Annotated in this window: 23 protein-coding genes and 1 tRNA gene; 15 read left to right on the forward strand and 9 right to left on the reverse strand. The window is 59.1% G+C overall.

What is annotated here, in order from left to right; all coding sequences use genetic code 11:
* Window positions 1-34: 34 nt before the first annotated feature.
* The 15 genes from ispE (at window position 35) to hrpT (ending at window position 11514) form a co-directional block, all read left to right on the forward strand.
* Entirely contained in the window at window positions 35-838 is an 804-nt protein-coding gene (gene ispE / locus L8K08_RS05860; RefSeq protein ID WP_242195080.1) for a 4-(cytidine 5'-diphospho)-2-C-methyl-D-erythritol kinase, read from the forward strand.
* 36 nt (window positions 839-874) lie between these two features.
* Window positions 875-949 (forward strand) — tRNA-Gln (locus L8K08_RS05865).
* Window positions 950-995: 46 nt separating this feature from the next.
* Window positions 996-1937, forward strand: a complete 942-nt coding sequence (locus tag L8K08_RS05870) for a ribose-phosphate pyrophosphokinase (RefSeq protein WP_003208392.1) — start codon at window positions 996-998, stop codon at window positions 1935-1937.
* Between the two features lie 138 nt (window positions 1938-2075).
* A complete protein-coding gene (locus L8K08_RS05875; protein ID WP_106578554.1) occupies window positions 2076-2678 on the forward strand; it encodes a 50S ribosomal protein L25/general stress protein Ctc in 603 nt (200 codons plus the stop codon).
* Window positions 2679-2846: 168 nt separating this feature from the next.
* The gene (pth, locus tag L8K08_RS05880) at window positions 2847-3431 is read left to right on the forward strand and encodes an aminoacyl-tRNA hydrolase (RefSeq protein WP_010213318.1); all 585 of its coding nucleotides are present in this window, start codon (window positions 2847-2849) and stop codon (window positions 3429-3431) included.
* A gap of 21 nt (window positions 3432-3452) precedes the next feature.
* The gene (gene ychF, locus L8K08_RS05885) at window positions 3453-4553 is read left to right on the forward strand and encodes a redox-regulated ATPase YchF (RefSeq protein ID WP_101266309.1); all 1101 of its coding nucleotides are present in this window, start codon (window positions 3453-3455) and stop codon (window positions 4551-4553) included.
* Window positions 4554-4857: 304 nt separating this feature from the next.
* A complete protein-coding gene (locus L8K08_RS05890; RefSeq protein ID WP_242194855.1) occupies window positions 4858-5772 on the forward strand; it encodes a sigma 54-interacting transcriptional regulator in 915 nt (304 codons plus the stop codon).
* Window positions 5773-6027: 255 nt separating this feature from the next.
* Window positions 6028-6195, forward strand: a complete 168-nt coding sequence (locus L8K08_RS05895) for a hypothetical protein (protein WP_157986803.1) — start codon at window positions 6028-6030, stop codon at window positions 6193-6195.
* A gap of 86 nt (window positions 6196-6281) precedes the next feature.
* On the forward strand, window positions 6282-6647 hold the full coding sequence (locus tag L8K08_RS05900) for a hypothetical protein (protein WP_242194858.1): 366 nt from the start codon (window positions 6282-6284) through the stop codon (window positions 6645-6647).
* 4 nt (window positions 6648-6651) lie between these two features.
* The gene (sctJ, locus tag L8K08_RS05905; RefSeq protein ID WP_242194860.1) at window positions 6652-7437 is read left to right on the forward strand and encodes a type III secretion inner membrane ring lipoprotein SctJ; all 786 of its coding nucleotides are present in this window, start codon (window positions 6652-6654) and stop codon (window positions 7435-7437) included.
* Window positions 7430-8011, forward strand: coding sequence for a type III secretion protein (locus L8K08_RS05910; protein ID WP_242194890.1), 582 nt, complete (start codon window positions 7430-7432; stop codon window positions 8009-8011). The genes sctJ and L8K08_RS05910 overlap by 8 nt, the downstream gene beginning before the upstream one ends.
* Window positions 7989-8594: a type III secretion system stator protein SctL gene (gene sctL, locus L8K08_RS05915; RefSeq protein WP_145165554.1), complete on the forward strand. Its 606-nt coding sequence runs from the start codon at window positions 7989-7991 to the stop codon at window positions 8592-8594. The genes L8K08_RS05910 and sctL overlap by 23 nt, the downstream gene beginning before the upstream one ends.
* A gap of 90 nt (window positions 8595-8684) precedes the next feature.
* Window positions 8685-8918 carry a hypothetical protein gene (locus tag L8K08_RS05920; RefSeq protein ID WP_145165552.1) on the forward strand — a complete coding sequence of 78 codons (234 nt, stop codon included), beginning with the start codon at window positions 8685-8687 and terminating at the stop codon, window positions 8916-8918.
* Window positions 8919-9181: 263 nt separating this feature from the next.
* Entirely contained in the window at window positions 9182-11314 is a 2133-nt protein-coding gene (gene sctC / locus L8K08_RS05925; protein WP_242194893.1) for a type III secretion system outer membrane ring subunit SctC, read from the forward strand.
* A complete protein-coding gene (gene hrpT / locus L8K08_RS05930; protein ID WP_119736448.1) occupies window positions 11311-11514 on the forward strand; it encodes an HrpT family type III secretion system protein in 204 nt (67 codons plus the stop codon). Before sctC ends, hrpT begins: the two co-directional genes overlap by 4 nt.
* Before the next feature lie 92 nt (window positions 11515-11606).
* Here hrpT and sctU read toward each other — a convergent pair whose 3' ends face one another.
* Genes sctU through L8K08_RS05975 form a run of 9 tightly spaced genes read right to left on the reverse strand, consistent with a single transcriptional unit; the run spans window position 11607 to window position 18527 of the window.
* A complete protein-coding gene (sctU, locus tag L8K08_RS05935; RefSeq protein ID WP_242194896.1) occupies window positions 11607-12704 on the reverse strand; it encodes a type III secretion system export apparatus subunit SctU in 1098 nt (365 codons plus the stop codon).
* Window positions 12701-13489: a type III secretion system export apparatus subunit SctT gene (sctT, locus tag L8K08_RS05940; RefSeq protein ID WP_145165604.1), complete on the reverse strand. Its 789-nt coding sequence runs from the start codon at window positions 13487-13489 to the stop codon at window positions 12701-12703. The genes sctU and sctT overlap by 4 nt, the downstream gene beginning before the upstream one ends.
* 10 nt (window positions 13490-13499) lie before the next feature.
* Window positions 13500-13763: a type III secretion system export apparatus subunit SctS gene (sctS, locus tag L8K08_RS05945; RefSeq protein WP_058411467.1), complete on the reverse strand. Its 264-nt coding sequence runs from the start codon at window positions 13761-13763 to the stop codon at window positions 13500-13502.
* Window positions 13764-13770: 7 nt separating this feature from the next.
* Window positions 13771-14424, reverse strand: a complete 654-nt coding sequence (sctR, locus tag L8K08_RS05950; protein WP_145165544.1) for a type III secretion system export apparatus subunit SctR — start codon at window positions 14422-14424, stop codon at window positions 13771-13773.
* Window positions 14421-15434, reverse strand: coding sequence for a FliM/FliN family flagellar motor switch protein (locus L8K08_RS05955; RefSeq protein WP_242194899.1), 1014 nt, complete (start codon window positions 15432-15434; stop codon window positions 14421-14423). The genes sctR and L8K08_RS05955 overlap by 4 nt, the downstream gene beginning before the upstream one ends.
* Window positions 15431-15889, reverse strand: a complete 459-nt coding sequence (locus L8K08_RS05960) for a type III secretion system HrpP C-terminal domain-containing protein (RefSeq protein ID WP_242194902.1) — start codon at window positions 15887-15889, stop codon at window positions 15431-15433. The genes L8K08_RS05955 and L8K08_RS05960 overlap by 4 nt, the downstream gene beginning before the upstream one ends.
* Window positions 15861-16298 (reverse strand): YscO family type III secretion system apparatus protein, encoded by a 438-nt coding sequence (locus L8K08_RS05965; RefSeq protein WP_106578541.1) that lies wholly within the window; start codon window positions 16296-16298, stop codon window positions 15861-15863. Before L8K08_RS05965 ends, L8K08_RS05960 begins: the two co-directional genes overlap by 29 nt.
* On the reverse strand, window positions 16285-17643 hold the full coding sequence (locus L8K08_RS05970; protein ID WP_315975618.1) for a FliI/YscN family ATPase: 1359 nt from the start codon (window positions 17641-17643) through the stop codon (window positions 16285-16287). Before L8K08_RS05970 ends, L8K08_RS05965 begins: the two co-directional genes overlap by 14 nt.
* On the reverse strand, window positions 17640-18527 hold the full coding sequence (locus tag L8K08_RS05975) for an FHA domain-containing protein (RefSeq protein ID WP_242194906.1): 888 nt from the start codon (window positions 18525-18527) through the stop codon (window positions 17640-17642). The genes L8K08_RS05970 and L8K08_RS05975 overlap by 4 nt, the downstream gene beginning before the upstream one ends.
* Window positions 18528-18551 lie beyond the last annotated feature (24 nt).

Below are 18551 nucleotides of genomic sequence, written 5' to 3' on the forward strand. Positions count from 1 at the left end.
GCTGACGCTGCCCTCCCCCGCCAAACTCAATTTGATGCTGCACATTCTGGGTCGCCGTGAAGACGGCTACCACGAGCTGCAGACGCTGTTTCAATTTCTGGACTACGGCGACGAACTGACCTTCGCCGTGCGCGATGATGGCGTGATTCAGTTGCACACCGAATTCGAAGGCGTGCCCCACGACAGCAACCTGATTGTGAAGGCCGCAAAAAAACTTCAGGAACAATCCGGTTGCCCCCAGGGCATCGACATCTGGATCGATAAAATTTTGCCTATGGGTGGCGGCATTGGTGGTGGCAGCTCAAATGCCGCGACGACGTTGCTCGGCCTCAATCACTTGTGGCAACTGGGTTGGGACCACGATCGCCTGGCTACGCTGGGCCTGACGCTGGGCGCTGACGTCCCGGTTTTCGTGCGTGGGCACGCCGCTTTTGCCGAGGGCGTGGGTGAGAAACTCACCCCGGAATACCCCGAAGAGCCGTGGTATGTCGTGCTTGTTCCGCAAGTATCTGTAAGTACAGCAGAAATTTTTTCAGATCCACTGTTGACACGTAACTCTCCTCCCATTAAAGTGCGCCCCGTTCCCAAGGGAAACAGTCGAAATGACTGCTTACCGGTTGTAGCAAGGCGTTATCCAGAGGTACGTAACGCTTTGAATTTGTTAGGTAAATTTACCGAAGCAAAATTAACCGGAACTGGAAGTTGTGTGTTTGGGGGCTTCCCAAGCAAAGCTGAAGCTGATAAAGTCTCGGCCCTTCTTACAGAGACCCTTACAGGGTTTGTAGCAAAGGGAAGCAACGTTTCGATGTTGCATCGCAAGCTGCAAAGTCTGCTCTAAAGGAACCGAGTACTGGGTACTCGTTGCAACAGATACAGGGGCGTCGCCAAGCGGTAAGGCAGCAGGTTTTGATCCTGCCATGCGTTGGTTCGAATCCAGCCGCCCCTGCCATTTTCTAATACTCATCCAGGTTACCCTCAGCCTCTAGGTACTGCGCGTGTCCAAGATGATGGTCTTTACGGGGAATGCCAACCCCGATCTGGCTCGACGTGTCGTACGTCAGCTGCATATCCCTCTCGGTGACATCTCTGTCGGTAAGTTCTCCGACGGCGAAATTACAGCCGAGATCAATGAAAACGTCCGCGGTAAAGATGTCTTCATTATTCAGCCGACCTGCGCTCCGACCAACGATAACCTGATGGAACTCGTCGTGATGGCTGATGCCTTCCGCCGCTCCTCAGCGACTCGAATCACAGCTGTAATCCCTTACTTTGGTTATGCCCGTCAGGATCGCCGTCCGCGTTCCGCACGTGTGGCTATCAGCGCGAAAGTCGTTGCTGACATGCTGACCGTGGTAGGCATCGACCGTGTTCTCACGGTTGACCTGCACGCTGACCAAATTCAGGGGTTCTTCGATATCCCGGTAGATAACATCTACGGCTCCCCAGTATTGGTGGATGACATCGAAGACCAGCGCTTTGAAAACCTGATGATCGTGTCCCCGGACATTGGTGGCGTCGTGCGTGCACGGGCCGTTGCCAAATCCCTGGGCGTTGACCTCGGGATCATCGACAAACGCCGTGAAAAAGCCAATCACTCTGAAGTGATGCATATCATCGGTGATGTCGAAGGGCGTACCTGTATTCTGGTTGATGACATGGTCGACACCGCCGGCACACTGTGCCACGCGGCGAAAGCCCTGAAAGAGCACGGTGCCGCAAAAGTCTTCGCCTACTGCACACACCCTGTGCTGTCGGGCCGAGCGATCGAGAACATCGAGAACTCCATGCTGGACGAACTGGTGGTGACTAACACCATCCCGTTGTCCGCAGCAGCTCAAGCCTGTTCGCGTATCCGTCAACTGGATATCGCACCGGTAGTTGCCGAGGCGGTTCGCCGCATCAGCAACGAAGAATCGATCAGCGCGATGTTCCGTTAAGGTTCACACCTTAGCGACATCAACCTGACGAAAAGCGCCCCGCCCCAGCAGACTGTTGGGGCGGGGCTTTTTTGCCCATATCGCCTTTAGCGCTGGTCGCAAACGCTGGGGCGAATGTGGTTATTTTGGAGATACAACATGAACGATTTTACTTTGAATGCTGAACTGCGTTCCGACCTGGGGAAAGGTGCGAGCCGCCGCCTGCGTCGTCTCGCAAGCCTGGTTCCAGCTGTAGTTTACGGTGGCGAAAAAGCCCCTGAATCCATCAGCATGCTGGCTAAAGAAATCGCCAAACTGCTCGAAAACGATGCTGCTTACAGCCACGTTATCGAACTGAACGTTGGCGGCACCAAGCAAAACGTGATCATCAAAGCTCTGCAACGTCACCCGGCCAAAGGCCACGTGCTGCACGCTGACTTTGTACGCGTTGTAGCCGGTCAGAAACTGACCGCTATCGTTCCAGTGCACTTCGTTGGCGAAGAAGCTCCGGTCAAGAAAGGCGGCGAGATCTCGCACGTCCTGAACGAAATCGAAGTGACCTGCCTGCCGAAAGACCTGCCTGAGTTCATCGAAGTCGACCTGTCGGCTCTGGAAATCGGCGCCATCGTTCACCTGTCCGACCTCAAGGCCCCTAAAGGCGTTGAATTTGTCGCACTGGCTCACGGTGATGACAAAGCTGTTGCCAACGTTCACGCTCCACGCGTTGCTCCAGAAGCTGAAGAAGAAGGCGCTGCAGAGTAATTCACTCTGTATTGCCGGAGCTTGAGGAAACATCGCGGACCGAAACGTAGCGAGAAAGCGGGCGATAACGCGGCGTTTACTCTTGAGTAAATGATCTCTTGTCGTCCACTTTCGCCGCACGCAGGTTGCGGCGATGTTATCCACAACTCCAAAGGAAGGGCCCCTGTCGTGACTGCCATTAAACTGATCGTTGGCCTGGGAAATCCAGGCGCCGAATACGAACAGACCCGGCATAACGCGGGGGCCCTTTTTGTTGAGCGTATCGCCCACGCCCAAGGCGTAAACCTTGTGGCCGATCGCAAATATTTTGGCCTGACCGGACGCTTTTCGCATCAAGGTCAGGATGTTCGTCTGCTGATTCCCACCACCTACATGAACCGCAGCGGCCAAGCCGTCGCGGCGCTTGCGGGCTTCTTCCGGATCAAACCCGAAGAAATCCTGGTGGCCCATGACGAACTGGACCTGCCACCCGGCGTTGCCAAACTCAAGTTGGGCGGCGGGCATGGCGGGCACAATGGCCTGCGCGACATCATCGCGCAGCTGGGCAATCAGAATAATTTTTACCGTCTGCGGCTCGGCATTGGCCACCCAGGCGTTGCCAGTATGGTTTCAAATTTCGTCCTGGGTCGTGCGCCACGCGCCGAACAGGAAAAACTCGATGCCAGCATCGACTTTGCCCTCGGCGTGCTGCCGGATATCTTCGCCGGTGAATGGAACCGTGCGATGAAAAACCTGCACAGCCAGAAGGCCTGACTCTTACCGAGGGGAAACACCATGGGATTCAATTGCGGCATCGTCGGCCTGCCCAACGTCGGCAAATCCACCCTGTTCAACGCCTTGACCAAGTCCGGTATTGCGGCGGAGAACTTCCCCTTCTGCACCATCGAACCCAACAGCGGTATCGTGGCCATGCCGGACCCGCGCTTGCAGGAGCTGGCGGCTATCGTCAATCCAAAGCGCATCCTGCCGACCACCATGGAATTCGTCGACATCGCAGGCCTGGTGGCCGGCGCGTCGAAAGGTGAAGGCCTGGGCAACAAGTTCCTGGCCAACATCCGTGAAACCGATGCCATCGCCCACGTGGTCCGCTGCTTTGAAGACGAGAACGTGATTCACGTCTCCAACAGCGTCGACCCGAAACGCGACATCGAGATCATCGACCTGGAACTGATCTTCGCCGACCTCGACAGCTGCGAGAAACAACTGCAGAAAGTCGCGCGTAACGCCAAGGGCGGCGACAAGGATGCCGTGGTCCAGAAAGGCCTGCTGGAGCAATTGATCGCTCACTTCACCCTGGGCAAGCCAGCGCGCAGCCTGATGAAGAGCATGAATGCCGATGAAAAAGCAGTGATCAAAGGCTTCCACCTGCTGACCACCAAGCCGGTGATGTACATCGCCAACGTCGCTGAAGACGGCTTTGAGAACAACCCATTGCTCGACGTGGTCAAGGCCATCGCCGAGGAAGAAGGCGCGATCGTGGTGCCGGTGTGCAACAAGATCGAAGCCGAAATCGCCGAGCTGGATGACGGCGAAGAAAAAGACATGTTCCTCGAGGCGCTGGGCCTGGAAGAGCCTGGCTTGAACCGTGTGATCCGCGCCGGCTACGAAATGCTGCACCTGCAGACTTACTTCACCGCCGGTGTCGAAGAAGTCCGCGCCTGGACCGTCAAAGTCGGCGCCACCGCGCCACAGGCTGCCGGCGTGATCCACACCGACTTCGAAAAAGGCTTCATCCGCGCCGAAGTCATCGCCTACAACGACTTCATCCAGTACAAGGGTGAAGCCGGCACCAAGGAAGCCGGTAAGTGGCGCCTTGAAGGCAAGGAATACATCGTCAAAGATGGCGACGTCATGCACTTCCGTTTCAACGTATAAGTAAACCTTGCGGTCATTGCCGCAAACAAAAGGCCGATGCACTGCATCGGCTTTTTTGTGGGCGACTACTTATGGACGTTCATCCGAACACTCCGAAACTTAAGATTCCTCCTATTAACCCTCAATATTTTACTGACTACGCCCCCAAGCAAAATAACCCCCAAACCCATCTCATTTCTCCTACGCCTTGCGCGTAAGTTCCTACTTCAGAACAACAATAAAAAAACTATAATTTGCGACCTGCTGGCCTTTGCCTGTCGACCGTTGCCTGAATGATGCACAGTGATAATGGAGCACTTACTTGATGTCGGATGCCTACCATAGGGAAGTTGAAACAGACATCTCAATCAGTGACACCTCAGGTATTGAAAACACCCTTAACAGCACAGCGTCACTCAATATCGACATTCTGCTATTAGGGGAAACCGGCACAGGGAAAGACACCTTGGCCCAACGGGTCCATCGCTTGTCGGGGCGGCGCGGTAACTTCATTGCCGTGAACTGCGCCGCTATCCCGGAAAGCCTCGCGGAGAGCCAATTGTTCGGGGTCAACAGTGGCGCCTTTACCGGGGCCATGCAATCGCGGGCCGGCTTTGTCGAGGCGGCTCACCTGGGCACCTTGTACCTCGATGAGGTCGACAGCATGCCATTGAGCCTGCAGGCCAAACTGCTGCGGGTGCTGGAGTCGCGGGGCGTGGAGCGGCTGGGTTCAACCCGCTTCATCCCGGTGGACATGCGCGTCATTGCCTCGGCCCAGCAGTCACTGCACCACATGGTCGAATCAGGCACCTTCAGGCGTGACCTGTACTTTCGCCTGAATGTCGTCAGCCTCGAGCTTCCGGCCTTGCGGCACCAGCGGGAACGCATCATTCCGCTGTTCATGAAGATGGTCCGGGAAGAAGCCGAGCACTTCAAATGCCCCGCTCCGACGGTTCCCGGCCAGCTGTTGCAACAACTGCTGTGCCACGCCTGGCTGGGCAATATTCGCGAATTACGTTCGTCCGCCAAGCGGTTCGTGCTGGGCCTGCCACCGCTCCCCACGCCCATGAGCAACCCGCACGATGGCGAACTGAGCCTGAAGGAACGCCTGCAACAAATCGAAAAAGCACTGATTGAAGAGTCGTTGCGCCGCAATGATCATTGCGTGGATATCACCGCAATTGAATTAGGCGTCGCCAAACGCACGCTCTACCACCGAATTAAACAACTCGACTTATAACCGAGCAGTGTAACTGGCACATTGCGGCAGAACTTAGCCATTCGCACCTGCCTGAGCACTTTAGCGCATGTGCACAATTAAGCATCACAACAATGACTTCACAAAAAATCGCACTAGAAATAATTTTAAACATATAAATACTGGAACGCTTTATTTCCCTCCACCACTTATAAGTGGGTGACTTCACAGCCACTCAACACGTGACGGTAGCTAACACTCGCTATCAGACTTCATTTGAAATCAAGAAGGTGATCTATGTCCTCAATCTCAGGTATTGGTGGTTCCAGCGCGGGTAACCAGGCGCAACTGGACGCAATCAACGCAGATAAAGAAAGGAAAGTCGTCGAAGAGGCCAAGAAGACTGCTGAACAAGAACTGACTACCGCGAAAGCGGGTCGCATTAAGTCTTTGCGATTCGCGTAAGTCAGACTGACCTCCTCTGCCCCGGTCGAGGAGGTTTTTCATCGTCACGAGGCACGTAACACTCGATACGTTCGATGGAGGTTCACATGTACATCACCACCCCAGGGCAACCGGAAAACAGCAGCATCCTCTCTCAAGCCGAGGCGCCTGGCGCGATCAACCGGGCGTCTGACATCAACTTTTTCAACGCCCAACTCAGCCAGACCGAGTCGCCCGTGAAAGGCATCGCGCCTGCGGTGGCGTCCCCCGCTCAGGCGTGGAGCGCGACAGCGTCGGACACTTTATCCAGACGCGTATCCAAAGGCTTTCGTGACGCGAGCCTGAACAAAAAGACCAAGGACGCGAACGAGTTCCCCCAGTCGCTCGCCGAAGCGCATATCGACGTGATGTCACGCGTCAAGGTCATCGGCGCCGTCGCGAAAGGCGTCGACAAAATTTCAAGCATGGGATAGCTGCATGTACCGCCGCCTAACCGCCCCATTCTTGTTTTCATTAGCGTTGATGCTGTCCGGTTGTGGTGACAGCGTAGAGCTTCATCGCAATATTTCTGAGCAGGAAGCCAACGAAGTCATCGCGGAGCTGGCAGACAAGCAAATCCGGGCCCAGAAGGTGCCAGGCAAAGACGGTGTCGCTGTTCGGGTCAAGGCCAGTGACATCAGCCGAGCTGTGCGTACCCTGGACGCGGCGGGGCTGCCCAAAACGGCACGGTCGACGCTGGGGGATATCTTTCGCAAGGAAGGCGTCATCTCCACCCCGCTGGAAGAGCGCGCACGCTACATCTACGCGCTGTCCCAGGAGCTGGAATCGACCTTGTCCAACATAGACGGTGTGATCGTCGCGCGTGTGCATGTGGTACTGCCTGAGCGCGTCGCGCCAGGCGAGCCGGTACAGCCGGCCTCCGCCTCGGTCTTCATCAAGCACGACCCGCGACTGGACCCGGACAATATCAATCCACGCGTGCGCAGACTGGTGGCCAGCAGCATCCCCGGCATGGCCTCGGCCATAGACAACACGACAAAACTGACCGTCATTTTTGTACCGGCCACCGCCTACACCGAGCAGCAACAGCTGACCTACCTCGGCCCTTTTCTGGTGCCCGAGCAAGACCTTGGTTTCTGGCGCGCCAGCCTGATTGCGCCGCTGATCATCGCTCTGTCAGGAGGCATCGCCTGGCTGTTCTGGCGCCGCAGGAAAGTCTTCACACCCACCTCGGAAACCGCGCCGGCACACGCCCATGAGTGACGACCTCAACTGGGTAAAATGGTGGGCGTTCCCATGGAAAAACGCCCACATTGACTGGCTCACGCAAACGGGGTTTGTGGAAACCGCAGCGCTTTCACGCGCCTATCATCGCCGCGTGAGCAGCCTGTTCGGCATCGCGCCCGAGCTCGCGCCTCCCGCGTCTCCAGCCCTCCTCCAATGGGTGTTGAGCAGCGCACAACAACGCGACCTCGCACTGACACTGGTGAATGAGGTGTACAACGCGCCCCACGACAACCGGTTGAATCAAGAGCAGCTGCTGTGGTGCCAGCGCCTGGCCAAGGCACTGCCCACGGGCTCAGCACCGGTGAACGTCGACGACCCATTGCACTACCTGCGCGCGTGGGTCGCTCCCAATGTCTGGCAGCGGCTACGCCTGAATTTTGCCCGCCCAAGGGTGCTGGCGTTGGAGCAGCATCCTCGCCTGGCGGACACGCACGGCCGGCTGGATACCCTGTGGAAAGCCACGATCTGGCGCGCAACCTCCACCGCTGTCGATGACGCGCCGCCCGCCCCTCGCGAGAAACCCGACTATGTTTTGCGCCCACACGATTGAGCTGAACACCCCCGCCCACGCACTGCCCACGGCCCTGATCCCCAGGGAAATGCTGTCTGACTACACCCAGGCCCGTCAGCTGTTGGAACACGCAGAAACTCAAGCGCAGACGCGCATCAGCCAGGCCCAGGCCCAATGCGAAAAGATACTCGAACGTGCCAGCGATGAGTTCTGGCAACGCGCCAATGCCCAGCTGCACCGCTGGGAGTCAGAGCGCCAGGCAATGCTGGCGAGTTTGGAGCAGGTCGCCAGCTCAGTCATCAACGCGGCCATTCAAACCCTGCTGGAGGAGACTGTGCCCGTTCAACGCCTCACGACACTGCTCAACAAACTGCTGGAGGCGCAACTGCCCACCGTTGAGGCGCACCTGGTGTGCAACCCGCAGGACCGTGAACACGTCGAGCTATGGCTCAACCTTCACAGCAGTGTGCCCTGGACGCTTCGGGTCGAAGACGGGATCGCCGCCCAGTCGCTGCTGCTTGAGACAGAAGATGGCGGGTTTCATATCAACTGGGCGCATGCCCTGGACAACCTGGTGGCGATTCCACCCTTGGCCAAATCAAGTGACACCTTTGCTGGGTAAACGCTGTTCTTTTTAACCACAAGGCCTGTTGTTGGAACTGGTGAGCAATCTGCCGCCACACAGGGATACACACCCACTGGAGATAACGCCATGAATACTGACTCACGCGTACTCAGCAGTCTCTACAGGCAGCAATCCCAAGCCGAAAAAAACCTCGACCAGATCAGCGCCGACATTCCGTACAGCGAAGCAAGCGAAGACAGCGCGCGGCTCTTCGAACAACTCATTGAGGAAAAGTCCGCCCTGGTTAACAACTTTGCCGTGAGTTCGACCTACCTCAGCTACAAACACGAGACGGTTAAGTCGGCCATCAATGTCGTTTAGTGGCTGGCAGCAAACGCTGACTGACGGCTTGGGCGGTCGTGAACAGAATAGGCGGCGGCTTGAACCGCAAGTCAGCACTTGCCCAGGTTCACGCCACGCGCCCTCTCTGGTGGGTGCAATGCCTGCCACTTGATTGCAAACCCTTGAAGTCCCTCTCAACCAACGTGACACCTGGCGCGGCGCAACCGCGCGCCTGACAACGGCTGGGCGCAAATCCGGCCCACTTCATTACGACGCTTTCGCACTGAAACAGAGAACCTGTCATGTATAGCAAGATCAACAAGCACACCGGCTTGCGTTTAAACTCGCCCGCGGCTCTGGCAAAACGCGCCCACTGGCGTTGTTTGCTTGCGCTGCCCTTGTTGTTGGCGCCGCTGCACAGCCCCCTCGCCGCCATTCCCTCCGAATGGAAAAACACCGCCTACGCCTATGAAGCCGAGCATAAGCCCCTGCGGGATGTGCTGGAGGACTTTGCTCAAACGTTTGGCACGCAACTGCAAGTCGACGGTCTGCTGGAGGGCATCGTAAATGGCAAGATACGCGCCAATACCCCGCAGTCGTTACTCGACAGGCTGGGCGTTGAACACCGTTTTCAATGGTACTTGTACAACAACACCCTCTATATCAGCACCCTGGAACTGCAAGAGTCCGCGCGCCTGGAGGTTTCTTCCGAGACCGTCGCCGACCTCAAACGGGCCTTGACCGATATCGGCTTGCTCGACAGTCGTTTCGGCTGGGGCGAATTGCCCGATGACGGCGTGGTGCTGGTCTCTGGCCCCAAGCGCTACATCGAACAGATCAAGCAATTCAGCAGCCAGCGTAAGTCACCCGACGAAAAACAAAGCGTGCTCAGCTACCCGCTGAAATTCGCCAACGCGGGAGATCGCCAGATCGATTACCGCGGCGAAAAAATAGTCGTCCCTGGCGTTGCCAGCATGCTGCGGGGCTTATTGGAGCCTCGGGCGACGTCATCCCTGTCGACGCTTTCCCCGCGCCCCTCCTCACAGCCCTCGCCCATCACGCCGAACGTTCCGCGGTTGAGCAATCCCATGCTCGGGCAAATGTTCGGCCAGACAGCGGACTCAGGCCAGTTGGCCTCTGGCGCCACGCTCACCCCGCGCGCTCCGGTGTCGGCAGGCAAAATCCGCGTAGAGGCCGACGTGCGCAACAACGCCGTGCTGATCTACGACCTCCCGGAACGGCAGGCCATGTACCGAGAGCTGATTACCCAGCTCGATGTGGCACGCAAAATGGTGGAAATCGACGCAATCATCCTCGACATAGAGCGCTCCCAACTGCGCGAATTCGGGGTCAACTGGGGCAACAGCCATTTCAGCAGCGACATGAGAATGGCGCCTGGGAGTTCATCGCAGCTGTCGATCGAAAACCGTGACCGCTTCTTTGCCAAGATACGCGCCCTGGAGCAGCGCGGCCTGGCAACCATGGTGTCCAACCCCTCGGTGCTTACCCTGGAAAACCAGCCCTCGGTGATTGACTTCAACCGCACCCAGTACCTGACCGCAGGCACGGAGGTGGCGACGATCCTGCCGATTACCGTCGGTACCAGCCTGCAAGTGATCCCCAGGGTGATTACCACCCGTGGCACTCATCAGGTGCACCTCATGGTGGATATCGAGGACGGCAACTTCGATGAATCCAACCCGGATCGCATCGGCCCCGACGTGCGCCGGGGCAATGTCAGCACCCAGGCGGTGATGGCGGAAAAACGCTCGCTGGTGGTCGGTGGTTTTCATGTCACCGAAAGCACCGACAAGCGCAACAAGGTTCCCTTGCTGGGCGACATACCGCTGCTGGGCAAGGCGCTGTTTTCCTCCAGCGAACGCCAGAACAATCGCCGCGAACGCTTGTTCATCCTGACGCCACGCGTCATCGGCGATCAGGCGGACCCTTCACGGTATTTGCCGCAGGAAGATCAAGTGGAGTTGCAGGCCGCGCTCAAGCCCCTGGCCAGGCGTTACGCCGAACACCCGCCGGTCATCAAGCGCAGTGACATCACCAGCACTCTGGCCAATCTGGTGACCGGGCAAGTGCCCCTGGCCTTCAAGGCAGCACCGATGCCATTGGGCCTGGACACCCTGTGCAACACCCGCGATCTACTGGCCATGAACACCGAGCGCAGCCAGTGGTATGCCGGCCCGCAGTTCAATGTGGCGGTGGTGGTGGTGCGCAATCAGATCAAGCGCAACGTGCGCATCGACGAAAAGGAGTGCAGCAATTCGCAGACCCTGGCCGTCACGGTCTGGCCACGTGCCTGGCTCAAACCGGGTGAAGAAGCCGAGGTCTTTATCGCCATGCGCCCGGTGGTGAAGGATGAACACATCGGCGTGCCCCGCCCTTCCTTGATCACGCCCACTCAGAAGAAGGTCGCCCCATGAAACGCCACCTGTTGTGCATCACCCTGATCGGCACCGTACTGCTCATCGCCGGCTGCGCTCCCACGTGCAAAGGCGACTCCTGCTCACGCCCGCAATCGACCAAAGACACCTTGGTAATCTGGTGGCCACCGCAGATGCGCGTCGAGCCCGGCCCTTCCGGAGAGCGCGCGGATTACCAGACAATTTCGCTGGAACGCTGAGTGTTCAGCGATCAACGCCGGCAGTTGCCAGGGCCAGGTGAGCAGCGCGGCGGCTCACCTGGCCCTGGCTTCGCGTAGGTTCGGTGTGCTGATCAGCGCACCTCCAGCGCCGGCAACTCCAGGGTTTCGCGCTTGGCCTCATCATCCAGCTCACGCAACGTGCGATAGATCAGCGCCACGGCCTGCAGGGTGTCGCGGGGGATGCTCGCGCCCAGTTTGTTCGTGTAGAGCGTGCGCGCCAGCCACACGCACTGAATCACCGGTACCTCAGCGGCCTTGGCCTGTTGGATCAAGTCGCGCGCCGCATCGTCCGTGCCTTTGCACACCAGCATGGGCAGCGGCGTCTCACCCGGGCGGTAATACAGCGCCACGGCAAAATGCGTCGGGTTGACCACCAGCATATCGGCCTCTTCCAGCTTGGGCAGCTTGACCTTCGGTTCCTCCTGGGCCAGCTGCTGGGCCAGCGAACGGCGCTGCCCCTTCACATGCGGGTCACCCTCCATGTCTTTGTACTCTTTGACGACCTCGACCTGGGTCATGCGCATGCGCTTGGCGAAGAAGTGTTTTTGCAACGCCAGGTCGATCAGCGCCAGCACCAGCAAAAGCCCCAGGCAGGCATGCAACAAGTGACGGAACAGAACGATCAACGCCAGGATGTACGTTTGCAGGTCACTGCTGGCCAGGCTAATCAGCGCGCCCAAAGACGGCTTGATCACCACGTACAAAATCACGCCCAGTAGCACCGCCTTGGTGATGCTCATCAACAGATTCATGACCGATTGCGCAGAAAACATCTGTTTGAGCTGCTTGAGGGGGTTGAGCCGATTGAAATCGAGCTTCAAGGTCTCGGGAGCAAACAGGAACCCGAACTGCATCCAACTGCTGATCAGCTTCGCGGCAATGGCCAATCCGGCCATCAACAGGGCGAACGCGAAAAACATCATCGCGCCTTCAAACAGCACCGTCTCCAGCGCCCGCGTGAACGGCTGAGCCATACTCGACATTGGCAACACCATCAGTTGCTGAAAGCGCTGCAAACTGGTTTCGGCGGTGAACAGCGCAACCTCGCTGATGGCCGTCAACGCCAGCAGCTTGCTGACATCCTGGCTTTGGGAAACCTGACCTTTCTTGCGTTGATCGCGCAGTTTCTTGGCTGAGGCCGGGTGCTTCTTTTCACCGGAGTCACTCATGGCGTCGAGACCTGGAACATCAGCCCGAGTGAGTGTTTGAGATCGCCGAGCACATTCAAGCGCCCGACGATCAGGTCCTGCAGCAACGCAAAGTACAGCAACAGAATCCCGATACCCGCCAGGCATTTGACCGGCGGCGCCAGCGTGCTCACCTGCAACTGCTGGCTGTAGACCCCCAACAGCGCGATGCCGAACTCCAGAAACATCAACACCGCAATGAAAGGCGCGGCGTAGAGCATCATGTGGGTAAAGGTATCGCCGACCAGGCCCAGGAAAATACTGAAACCATTGACTGCCGGCAGCGGCACCCAAGCGGTGGCCGGCCATAGCAGGTAACTGTCCCAGATCACTTGGGTAAGCACGCTCAAGCCCAGGACGGCGATCAGCAAGTAAATCACCAGCTGTTTGAACAGATGCCCCACGGGCGTTGCATCCGGCCCCAATGACGGGTTGAGCTGGCCACCCGCCAGGGCGCCACGCTGGTTATCCAGCAGCGCGCCAACCGACTCGAACATCCAGAAAGGCATGGCCAGCAAAACCCCGAGCAAAATGCCCAAGGTGACCTCCTTGAGCATCAGCCCGATGATCATCAGCGCCGAATAGTCCTGGCCCGCCAGTACCGCATGGATGCCGGGAGCCGGAATGAACGCCATGACCATCACGATCACATGCCGGGGCATGCCGCGCAGATGCTGGAAACAGAACGCCGGCACCAGGATCGCGCAGGGATAGATACGCGCCATGGCTACCAGCAGGCTGGGTAGATATTCAAGATAAAGCAGCACGTGCATGCCCTCAGTTCAGTGCCGAGCGAGCGATCATGTCGAACATCAGGTTGATCAGTTGAATCAGCTCCACGCCAATCCAGCGCCCCGTCAATATCAGCGTGATGCCCACCGCAACCAGCTTGATGCCAAAGGGCAGGGTCTGATCCTGTATCTGCATCAGCGCTTGCACCAACGACGTCAGCACGCCGACGATCACCGCCACAATCAGCGGCGGTGCCGACAACACCACCACCAGCAGCATGCCCTGCTTGAACAGTACGATCGGTTCCATGGGGCACTCAAAGGTAGGAAAGGAAAAGGCTGTCGAGCAATCGCGACCATCCGGAGACCATGACGAACAACAGCAGTTTGAGCGGCAGGGAAATGGTCATGGGCGAGACCATCTGCATCCCCAGCGCCAACAGCAGGTTGGACACAATCAAATCGATGACGATGAACGGAATGTAGATGAGGAAGCCGATTTCGAACCCGGCCTGCAACTGCGACAGCACAAAAGAGGGGACCAACAGGATCAGGTCATCGCGCTGGGTGCTTTGCGCCATTTCAGGCGGCCACATGCGCGCAGTGTTTTCGTGCATGTGGGTCAACACGTCCGGATCGGTGTTGCGTTTCATAAACGCGCGCAGCGGCTGTATGGCCACAAGCCCCGTCTGTTGAAGGGTCTGCACGGTGCTCATGTCCAGGGGCGCGCCCTTGAGGTTTTCGGCGACCTGGTAACCCACCGGGGCCATGATAAACAGCGTAGCGGCCAACGCGATTCCATTGATCGCCATGCTCGGGGGCACCTGCTGCACGCCGATAGCGTTGCGGGTAATCATCAGCACAATGACGATCTTCAAGAACGCGGTGCAGATGATCAGCAGCATCGGCAGCAACGACAACGCCCCGAAAAACAGCGCCAGGACAACCGGGTCGACGCCCTGGAATATCATCGCGAAAACACCACGCGAGACACTTGCAAGCCAAGTCGCCCATCCACTTCCACCAATTGCCCCTGGCCAATGGGCCGCTCACCGTAATACAGGCCGGCCATGCCCGGGGCGTACCCGGTAATGCCCAGCACCGCTCCGGGAGCAAGATTGCGCAGTTCGCCCAGGGTCAGGCTCAGGACACCACAGCGCACCGTCAGCGCCATACTCAATTCATCAAAGGGCTCACGGCCAAAGATATCCTCCACCGGCTGATCCTGTTCAGGCCCCGGGTATTCTTCTATTACAAAGTTCTCGTCCATGGACGCTTCCTCAATCGCAATAAGGTTCAGGCACAAGGGCCCGGATTCATCGTCAATACGCCCTTGCAGACGGCGACGCCCGATAGGCAAGTGGCCACGGCCCTGCACATCAAAAAAGGCGTGTTCAACCATCAGCACGTCACCCGCACGCACGCTGCGCAACTGCCCGACAGGCAAGCTCAAACGGCCCACGGTCACGGCGATTGCCAAGGGAAACGATGCGGGTAATGAGCTGGCCGTCGACCGCCAAGCGCCCGCCGCACACATCGCCAGCAAGCTCTGCGGGGCCAGCCACAGGTAACCATCGACCTTGGAGGCCCCCAACAGCACGGTGAAGCGGCAACCAAAGCCAGGCGTTTTGGGTGACGGCAGCAAGCGCAGATAACCGAACAACGCCACCACTTGGGGGCTGAGGTGATGCTGGAACAATTCCCAGAACCACGAAGTCGAGTCATTGCCGGCTTCTGCCAGCGTGACCGGGCATTCGCCCATCAGGCTGAACATCGCCTCGGGTTCCGAGAACCCCAGCACACCGACGGCACTCTCGAAACACACCGGGCTTCGCCCTTCAGGCGCGCGGCCGGGCTCGAGCACAAACGCGCCCTGCTGATCACCAACCTGAAACGGCATGCTTAATCCGCGCCCCAGCCGCTGCAACGCCGCAACCCTTGCCGCCTCAACCAGGGGCGGTGCCACCGCCAACATGATCATGCGGACCCCGTGCTGTTGATGTGGATATCGACAGGCTGGCCCAACGCCTCGGTCAGCCTGTTCTGATAGCGTTTTTGCACCGTGGCGAGCCAATGCGCCGTGCGCGGTTCTTCGGCGTCCAACTCGATGTTCCACGCGCCCGACTGCCGCTGCACACTGGCGTTGATTCGCCCCAGCCGTGGCAGGTAAAGCACCGCCAGCAACGGCCATTGCGTGGCGCCTTGAACGCGAAGCGCCAACTGCCCCGCCAATGCCTCAATCATCAATTTATCCGTCGCCACACGTTGCGCAGGCAGGCTGGAAACGTAACCGCCCTGGCCGTCGTCCTTGGCAAACAGTTGCGCGAATACCTGCACATGGACCCACGGCACCACGGCCTCAACGCCTCTTTCACGGTCTTCCCTGGGCTCGCGAATGCGCGGCCGCTCAGACCTGCTCACAGGCAATCGTTTCATGACGCTCCTGCACCAGTAACTGGGATAATTCCGAGAGTTTTTCGACCTCGCGCAAATACTGGCTGGCCTGCTTTTGCATGCTGTCGATATGCACCACTTGCTGTTCCTGCTGCCCCTGTAACGCCTGTAACTGCGCCTCTTCACGCTGCGTGCTGGCGGACAATGAGCGCTCCTGGGTATTCCAAGACTTGAGCTCCTGAAACGAGAGCACGTGCCCTTGATGCTTGCTCAATAGCTGCGCCGCTTCCTCGGCCTCCTGCAGGCGAGTGTCCTCAAGGCGCTGCTGCGCCTGCTCAACGTGCAACTGCAGTGCGCGCTGATGCCTTTTAGCCTCACCCAATGCGCGCTCGGCCCGGTCCGCGCGGTGTTTGCGCAGACGCCTCAGGGTTTCCAATTCAGAAAGGAACATAGGCGGTCAGCTCCGTCAGCTGATCCAGGGTCGCCGCCATCGGTGAAGGCTCACGCAAGTCCTGGCGCAAAAAGCCATCCACCGCCGCACGGCTGTCCACCGCCAGGTCGGTCAGGGCATCATTGCCGGCCTGGTATTCACCCAGCTTGAGCATCAGCTCGATCTGCTGATACGCCGACAACAAACGGCGCAGCCCGGTCCCCGCCTGGATGTGCTCAGGCGTGGCGACATTGCTCAGAATTCGCGACAGGCTGGCCAGCACATCGACCGCCGGGTAGTGACCGCGCTCGGCCAGCTTGCGCGACAGCACAATATGGCCGTCCAGCAGCGAGCGAACCTCGTCGGCCACGGGGTCACTCATGGAGTCCTGTTCGATCAGCACGGTGTAGATTGCGGTGATGACGCCGTCGCGGGTCAACCCGGCGCGTTCCACCAAACGCGGCAGCAAGCTGTACACCGAAGGCGGCAAGCCCCCGCGCCCCAAGGGCTCACCGGCGGCCAGGCCGATTTCTCGCTGCGCGCGGGCGAAACGCGTCAAGGAGTCGATCAGCAGCAACACCCGTTTGCCTTGGCGTCGATAGCCCTCAGCCAGCGCCGTTGCGGTGAACGCTGCGCGGGCGCGCTCCATGCTTGAGCGGTCGGATGTCGCGCACACCAGCACGGCCTTGGCGCGCAACTGATCATCCAGTTCATGGTCGAGAAATTCGCGCAGTTCCCGGCCGCGCTCACCGATCAGGCCGAACACAATCACATCGCACTCGACATTACGGGCAATCTCCGCCAGCAACGTGGTCTTGCCACAGCCAGCACCGGCAAACAGGCCCACGCGCTGGCCTTCGCCAAGCGTCAACAGACCATCGATCGAGCGCACCCCGGTCGCCAGGGCCCGGTGGATCCTCGGCCGTTCGGTCGGCAACGGCGCCTCACACAGCACCATGCTCGCATCCGGGCTGTCGGTCTCGGCGAAGGCGTTGGGGCCAACGCCCGTAATCGGCCGGCCGAACCCATCCAGCACCTGGCCGAGCAACGCATCACTGACGCGCACTCGATGCGAGACACCCAGACGCTGCACACTGGCGCCCACGCGCACCCCTTCAAGGTTGCCCAAGGCACTGAGCACGGCATCCTGCTGATCGAAGCCGATGATTTCCGCCAGCATATAGTCGTCGGCAGATTTCTCGACCTGGCACAAGTCGCCAATACGCGCGCTCGGCAACCGGCATTGCAACAACATGCCGTTGACGCGCTGAACCCGACCGCGCAGGGTCACCGGCATCAGGTTGGCCAGCGCCTGGGCCTGGCGCTGCTGCCAGGCATCCAGACGTGCGTTCAGTTCTTCGTTCACCAGCGCACCTCATAACGCCGCGCGCCATCGAACACCACTTTGCTGTTGTCGATCAGCACCAGGCGCAGGCCGTCCACTTCATCGCCGACAAACACCCGGCTGCCCTCTTCCAGGACGACATGGCCATTGGGGCCGCCGACGATCTGCACGATCTTGAACGGCAGCGCGCCGTCGCTGACACGCACACGGCTGATCACTGGCACCGCGCTGTCGAACAGCTCGACAAAACGGCTGAGCATGCGCGACACCAACTCCACATCGTCCTGCGACACGTCGCCGTTGAGCGCGACCTGGCCATTGATCACTTGCAGGCTGACCCGTTGGCTCAATTCGCGTTCATTGAGCATCTTGAGCAACTGCTGGCGCACCTCAAACGGCGTGGCCAACTCGTGCTTGACCACCACAGCAGGCATCAATGAGGCCTGGGCCTCACGCTCACCCGTGGACGCGATGCCCACCACCACGACGATGATCGCAACCACCAGCGCCACGCTGATCAGGCGCTTTTGCTGCGCGTGCGAGATGGACGAAAGTTGCAGCGCCCGCGGCGCTTCAGGGGCCGGGGCCGCTGGGGCGGGTGCCTCGGGCCATGGCTGATCGGCCCAGGTGACACACAGCCGCACAGCCCCGACTGAAAACGGTACGTTCAGCGCCAGGCTCGCAATCTGGGCCAGCACCTGCCCTTCATCACCGTGCAGCAGCCCGGCTTCGGCCTGCACTGACCAGTTTGCGTTGATCAGCCGCAACCGCGCGTGCTGCTCGGCGATGCCTGGATCATTCAGCATCAGGTCAGCGTCAGGGTGAGCGCCGATGCTCCACTGCTCGCCAAAAAGCGGCAACGCGGCGCCCTGGCGCAGCCCATTGAGCACCCGTAACTCAAACATTATCGAGCGCTCCGGCGCGTTGAA

It is taken from the genome of Pseudomonas sp. TREG-RG-20F-10-E-6-01, from assembly GCF_022662455.1.
Classification (GTDB): Bacteria; Pseudomonadota; Gammaproteobacteria; order Pseudomonadales; family Pseudomonadaceae; genus Aquipseudomonas.

Coding starts and splice junctions, on each gene's coding strand:
- L8K08_RS05975 (WP_242194906.1), bottom strand. CDS start 18,527: ATGTTTGAGTTACGGGTGCTCAATGGGCTGCGCCAGGGCGCCGCGTTG.
- L8K08_RS05895 (WP_157986803.1), top strand. CDS start 6,028: ATGTCCTCAATCTCAGGTATTGGTGGTTCCAGCGCGGGTAACCAGGCG.
- L8K08_RS05955 (WP_242194899.1), bottom strand. CDS start 15,434: ATGATCATGTTGGCGGTGGCACCGCCCCTGGTTGAGGCGGCAAGGGTT.
- L8K08_RS05965 (WP_106578541.1), bottom strand. CDS start 16,298: ATGTTCCTTTCTGAATTGGAAACCCTGAGGCGTCTGCGCAAACACCGC.
- sctL (WP_145165554.1), top strand. CDS start 7,989: ATGTTTTGCGCCCACACGATTGAGCTGAACACCCCCGCCCACGCACTG.
- sctU (WP_242194896.1), bottom strand. CDS start 12,704: ATGAGTGACTCCGGTGAAAAGAAGCACCCGGCCTCAGCCAAGAAACTG.
- ychF (WP_101266309.1), top strand. CDS start 3,453: ATGGGATTCAATTGCGGCATCGTCGGCCTGCCCAACGTCGGCAAATCC.
- ispE (WP_242195080.1), top strand. CDS start 35: ATGCTGCACATTCTGGGTCGCCGTGAAGACGGCTACCACGAGCTGCAG.
- sctC (WP_242194893.1), top strand. CDS start 9,182: ATGTATAGCAAGATCAACAAGCACACCGGCTTGCGTTTAAACTCGCCC.
- hrpT (WP_119736448.1), top strand. CDS start 11,311: ATGAAACGCCACCTGTTGTGCATCACCCTGATCGGCACCGTACTGCTC.
- L8K08_RS05920 (WP_145165552.1), top strand. CDS start 8,685: ATGAATACTGACTCACGCGTACTCAGCAGTCTCTACAGGCAGCAATCC.
- L8K08_RS05900 (WP_242194858.1), top strand. CDS start 6,282: ATGTACATCACCACCCCAGGGCAACCGGAAAACAGCAGCATCCTCTCT.
- sctS (WP_058411467.1), bottom strand. CDS start 13,763: ATGGAACCGATCGTACTGTTCAAGCAGGGCATGCTGCTGGTGGTGGTG.
- L8K08_RS05875 (WP_106578554.1), top strand. CDS start 2,076: ATGAACGATTTTACTTTGAATGCTGAACTGCGTTCCGACCTGGGGAAA.
- sctR (WP_145165544.1), bottom strand. CDS start 14,424: ATGATATTCCAGGGCGTCGACCCGGTTGTCCTGGCGCTGTTTTTCGGG.
- L8K08_RS05910 (WP_242194890.1), top strand. CDS start 7,430: ATGAGTGACGACCTCAACTGGGTAAAATGGTGGGCGTTCCCATGGAAA.
- sctJ (WP_242194860.1), top strand. CDS start 6,652: ATGTACCGCCGCCTAACCGCCCCATTCTTGTTTTCATTAGCGTTGATG.
- L8K08_RS05960 (WP_242194902.1), bottom strand. CDS start 15,889: ATGAAACGATTGCCTGTGAGCAGGTCTGAGCGGCCGCGCATTCGCGAG.
- L8K08_RS05890 (WP_242194855.1), top strand. CDS start 4,858: ATGTCGGATGCCTACCATAGGGAAGTTGAAACAGACATCTCAATCAGT.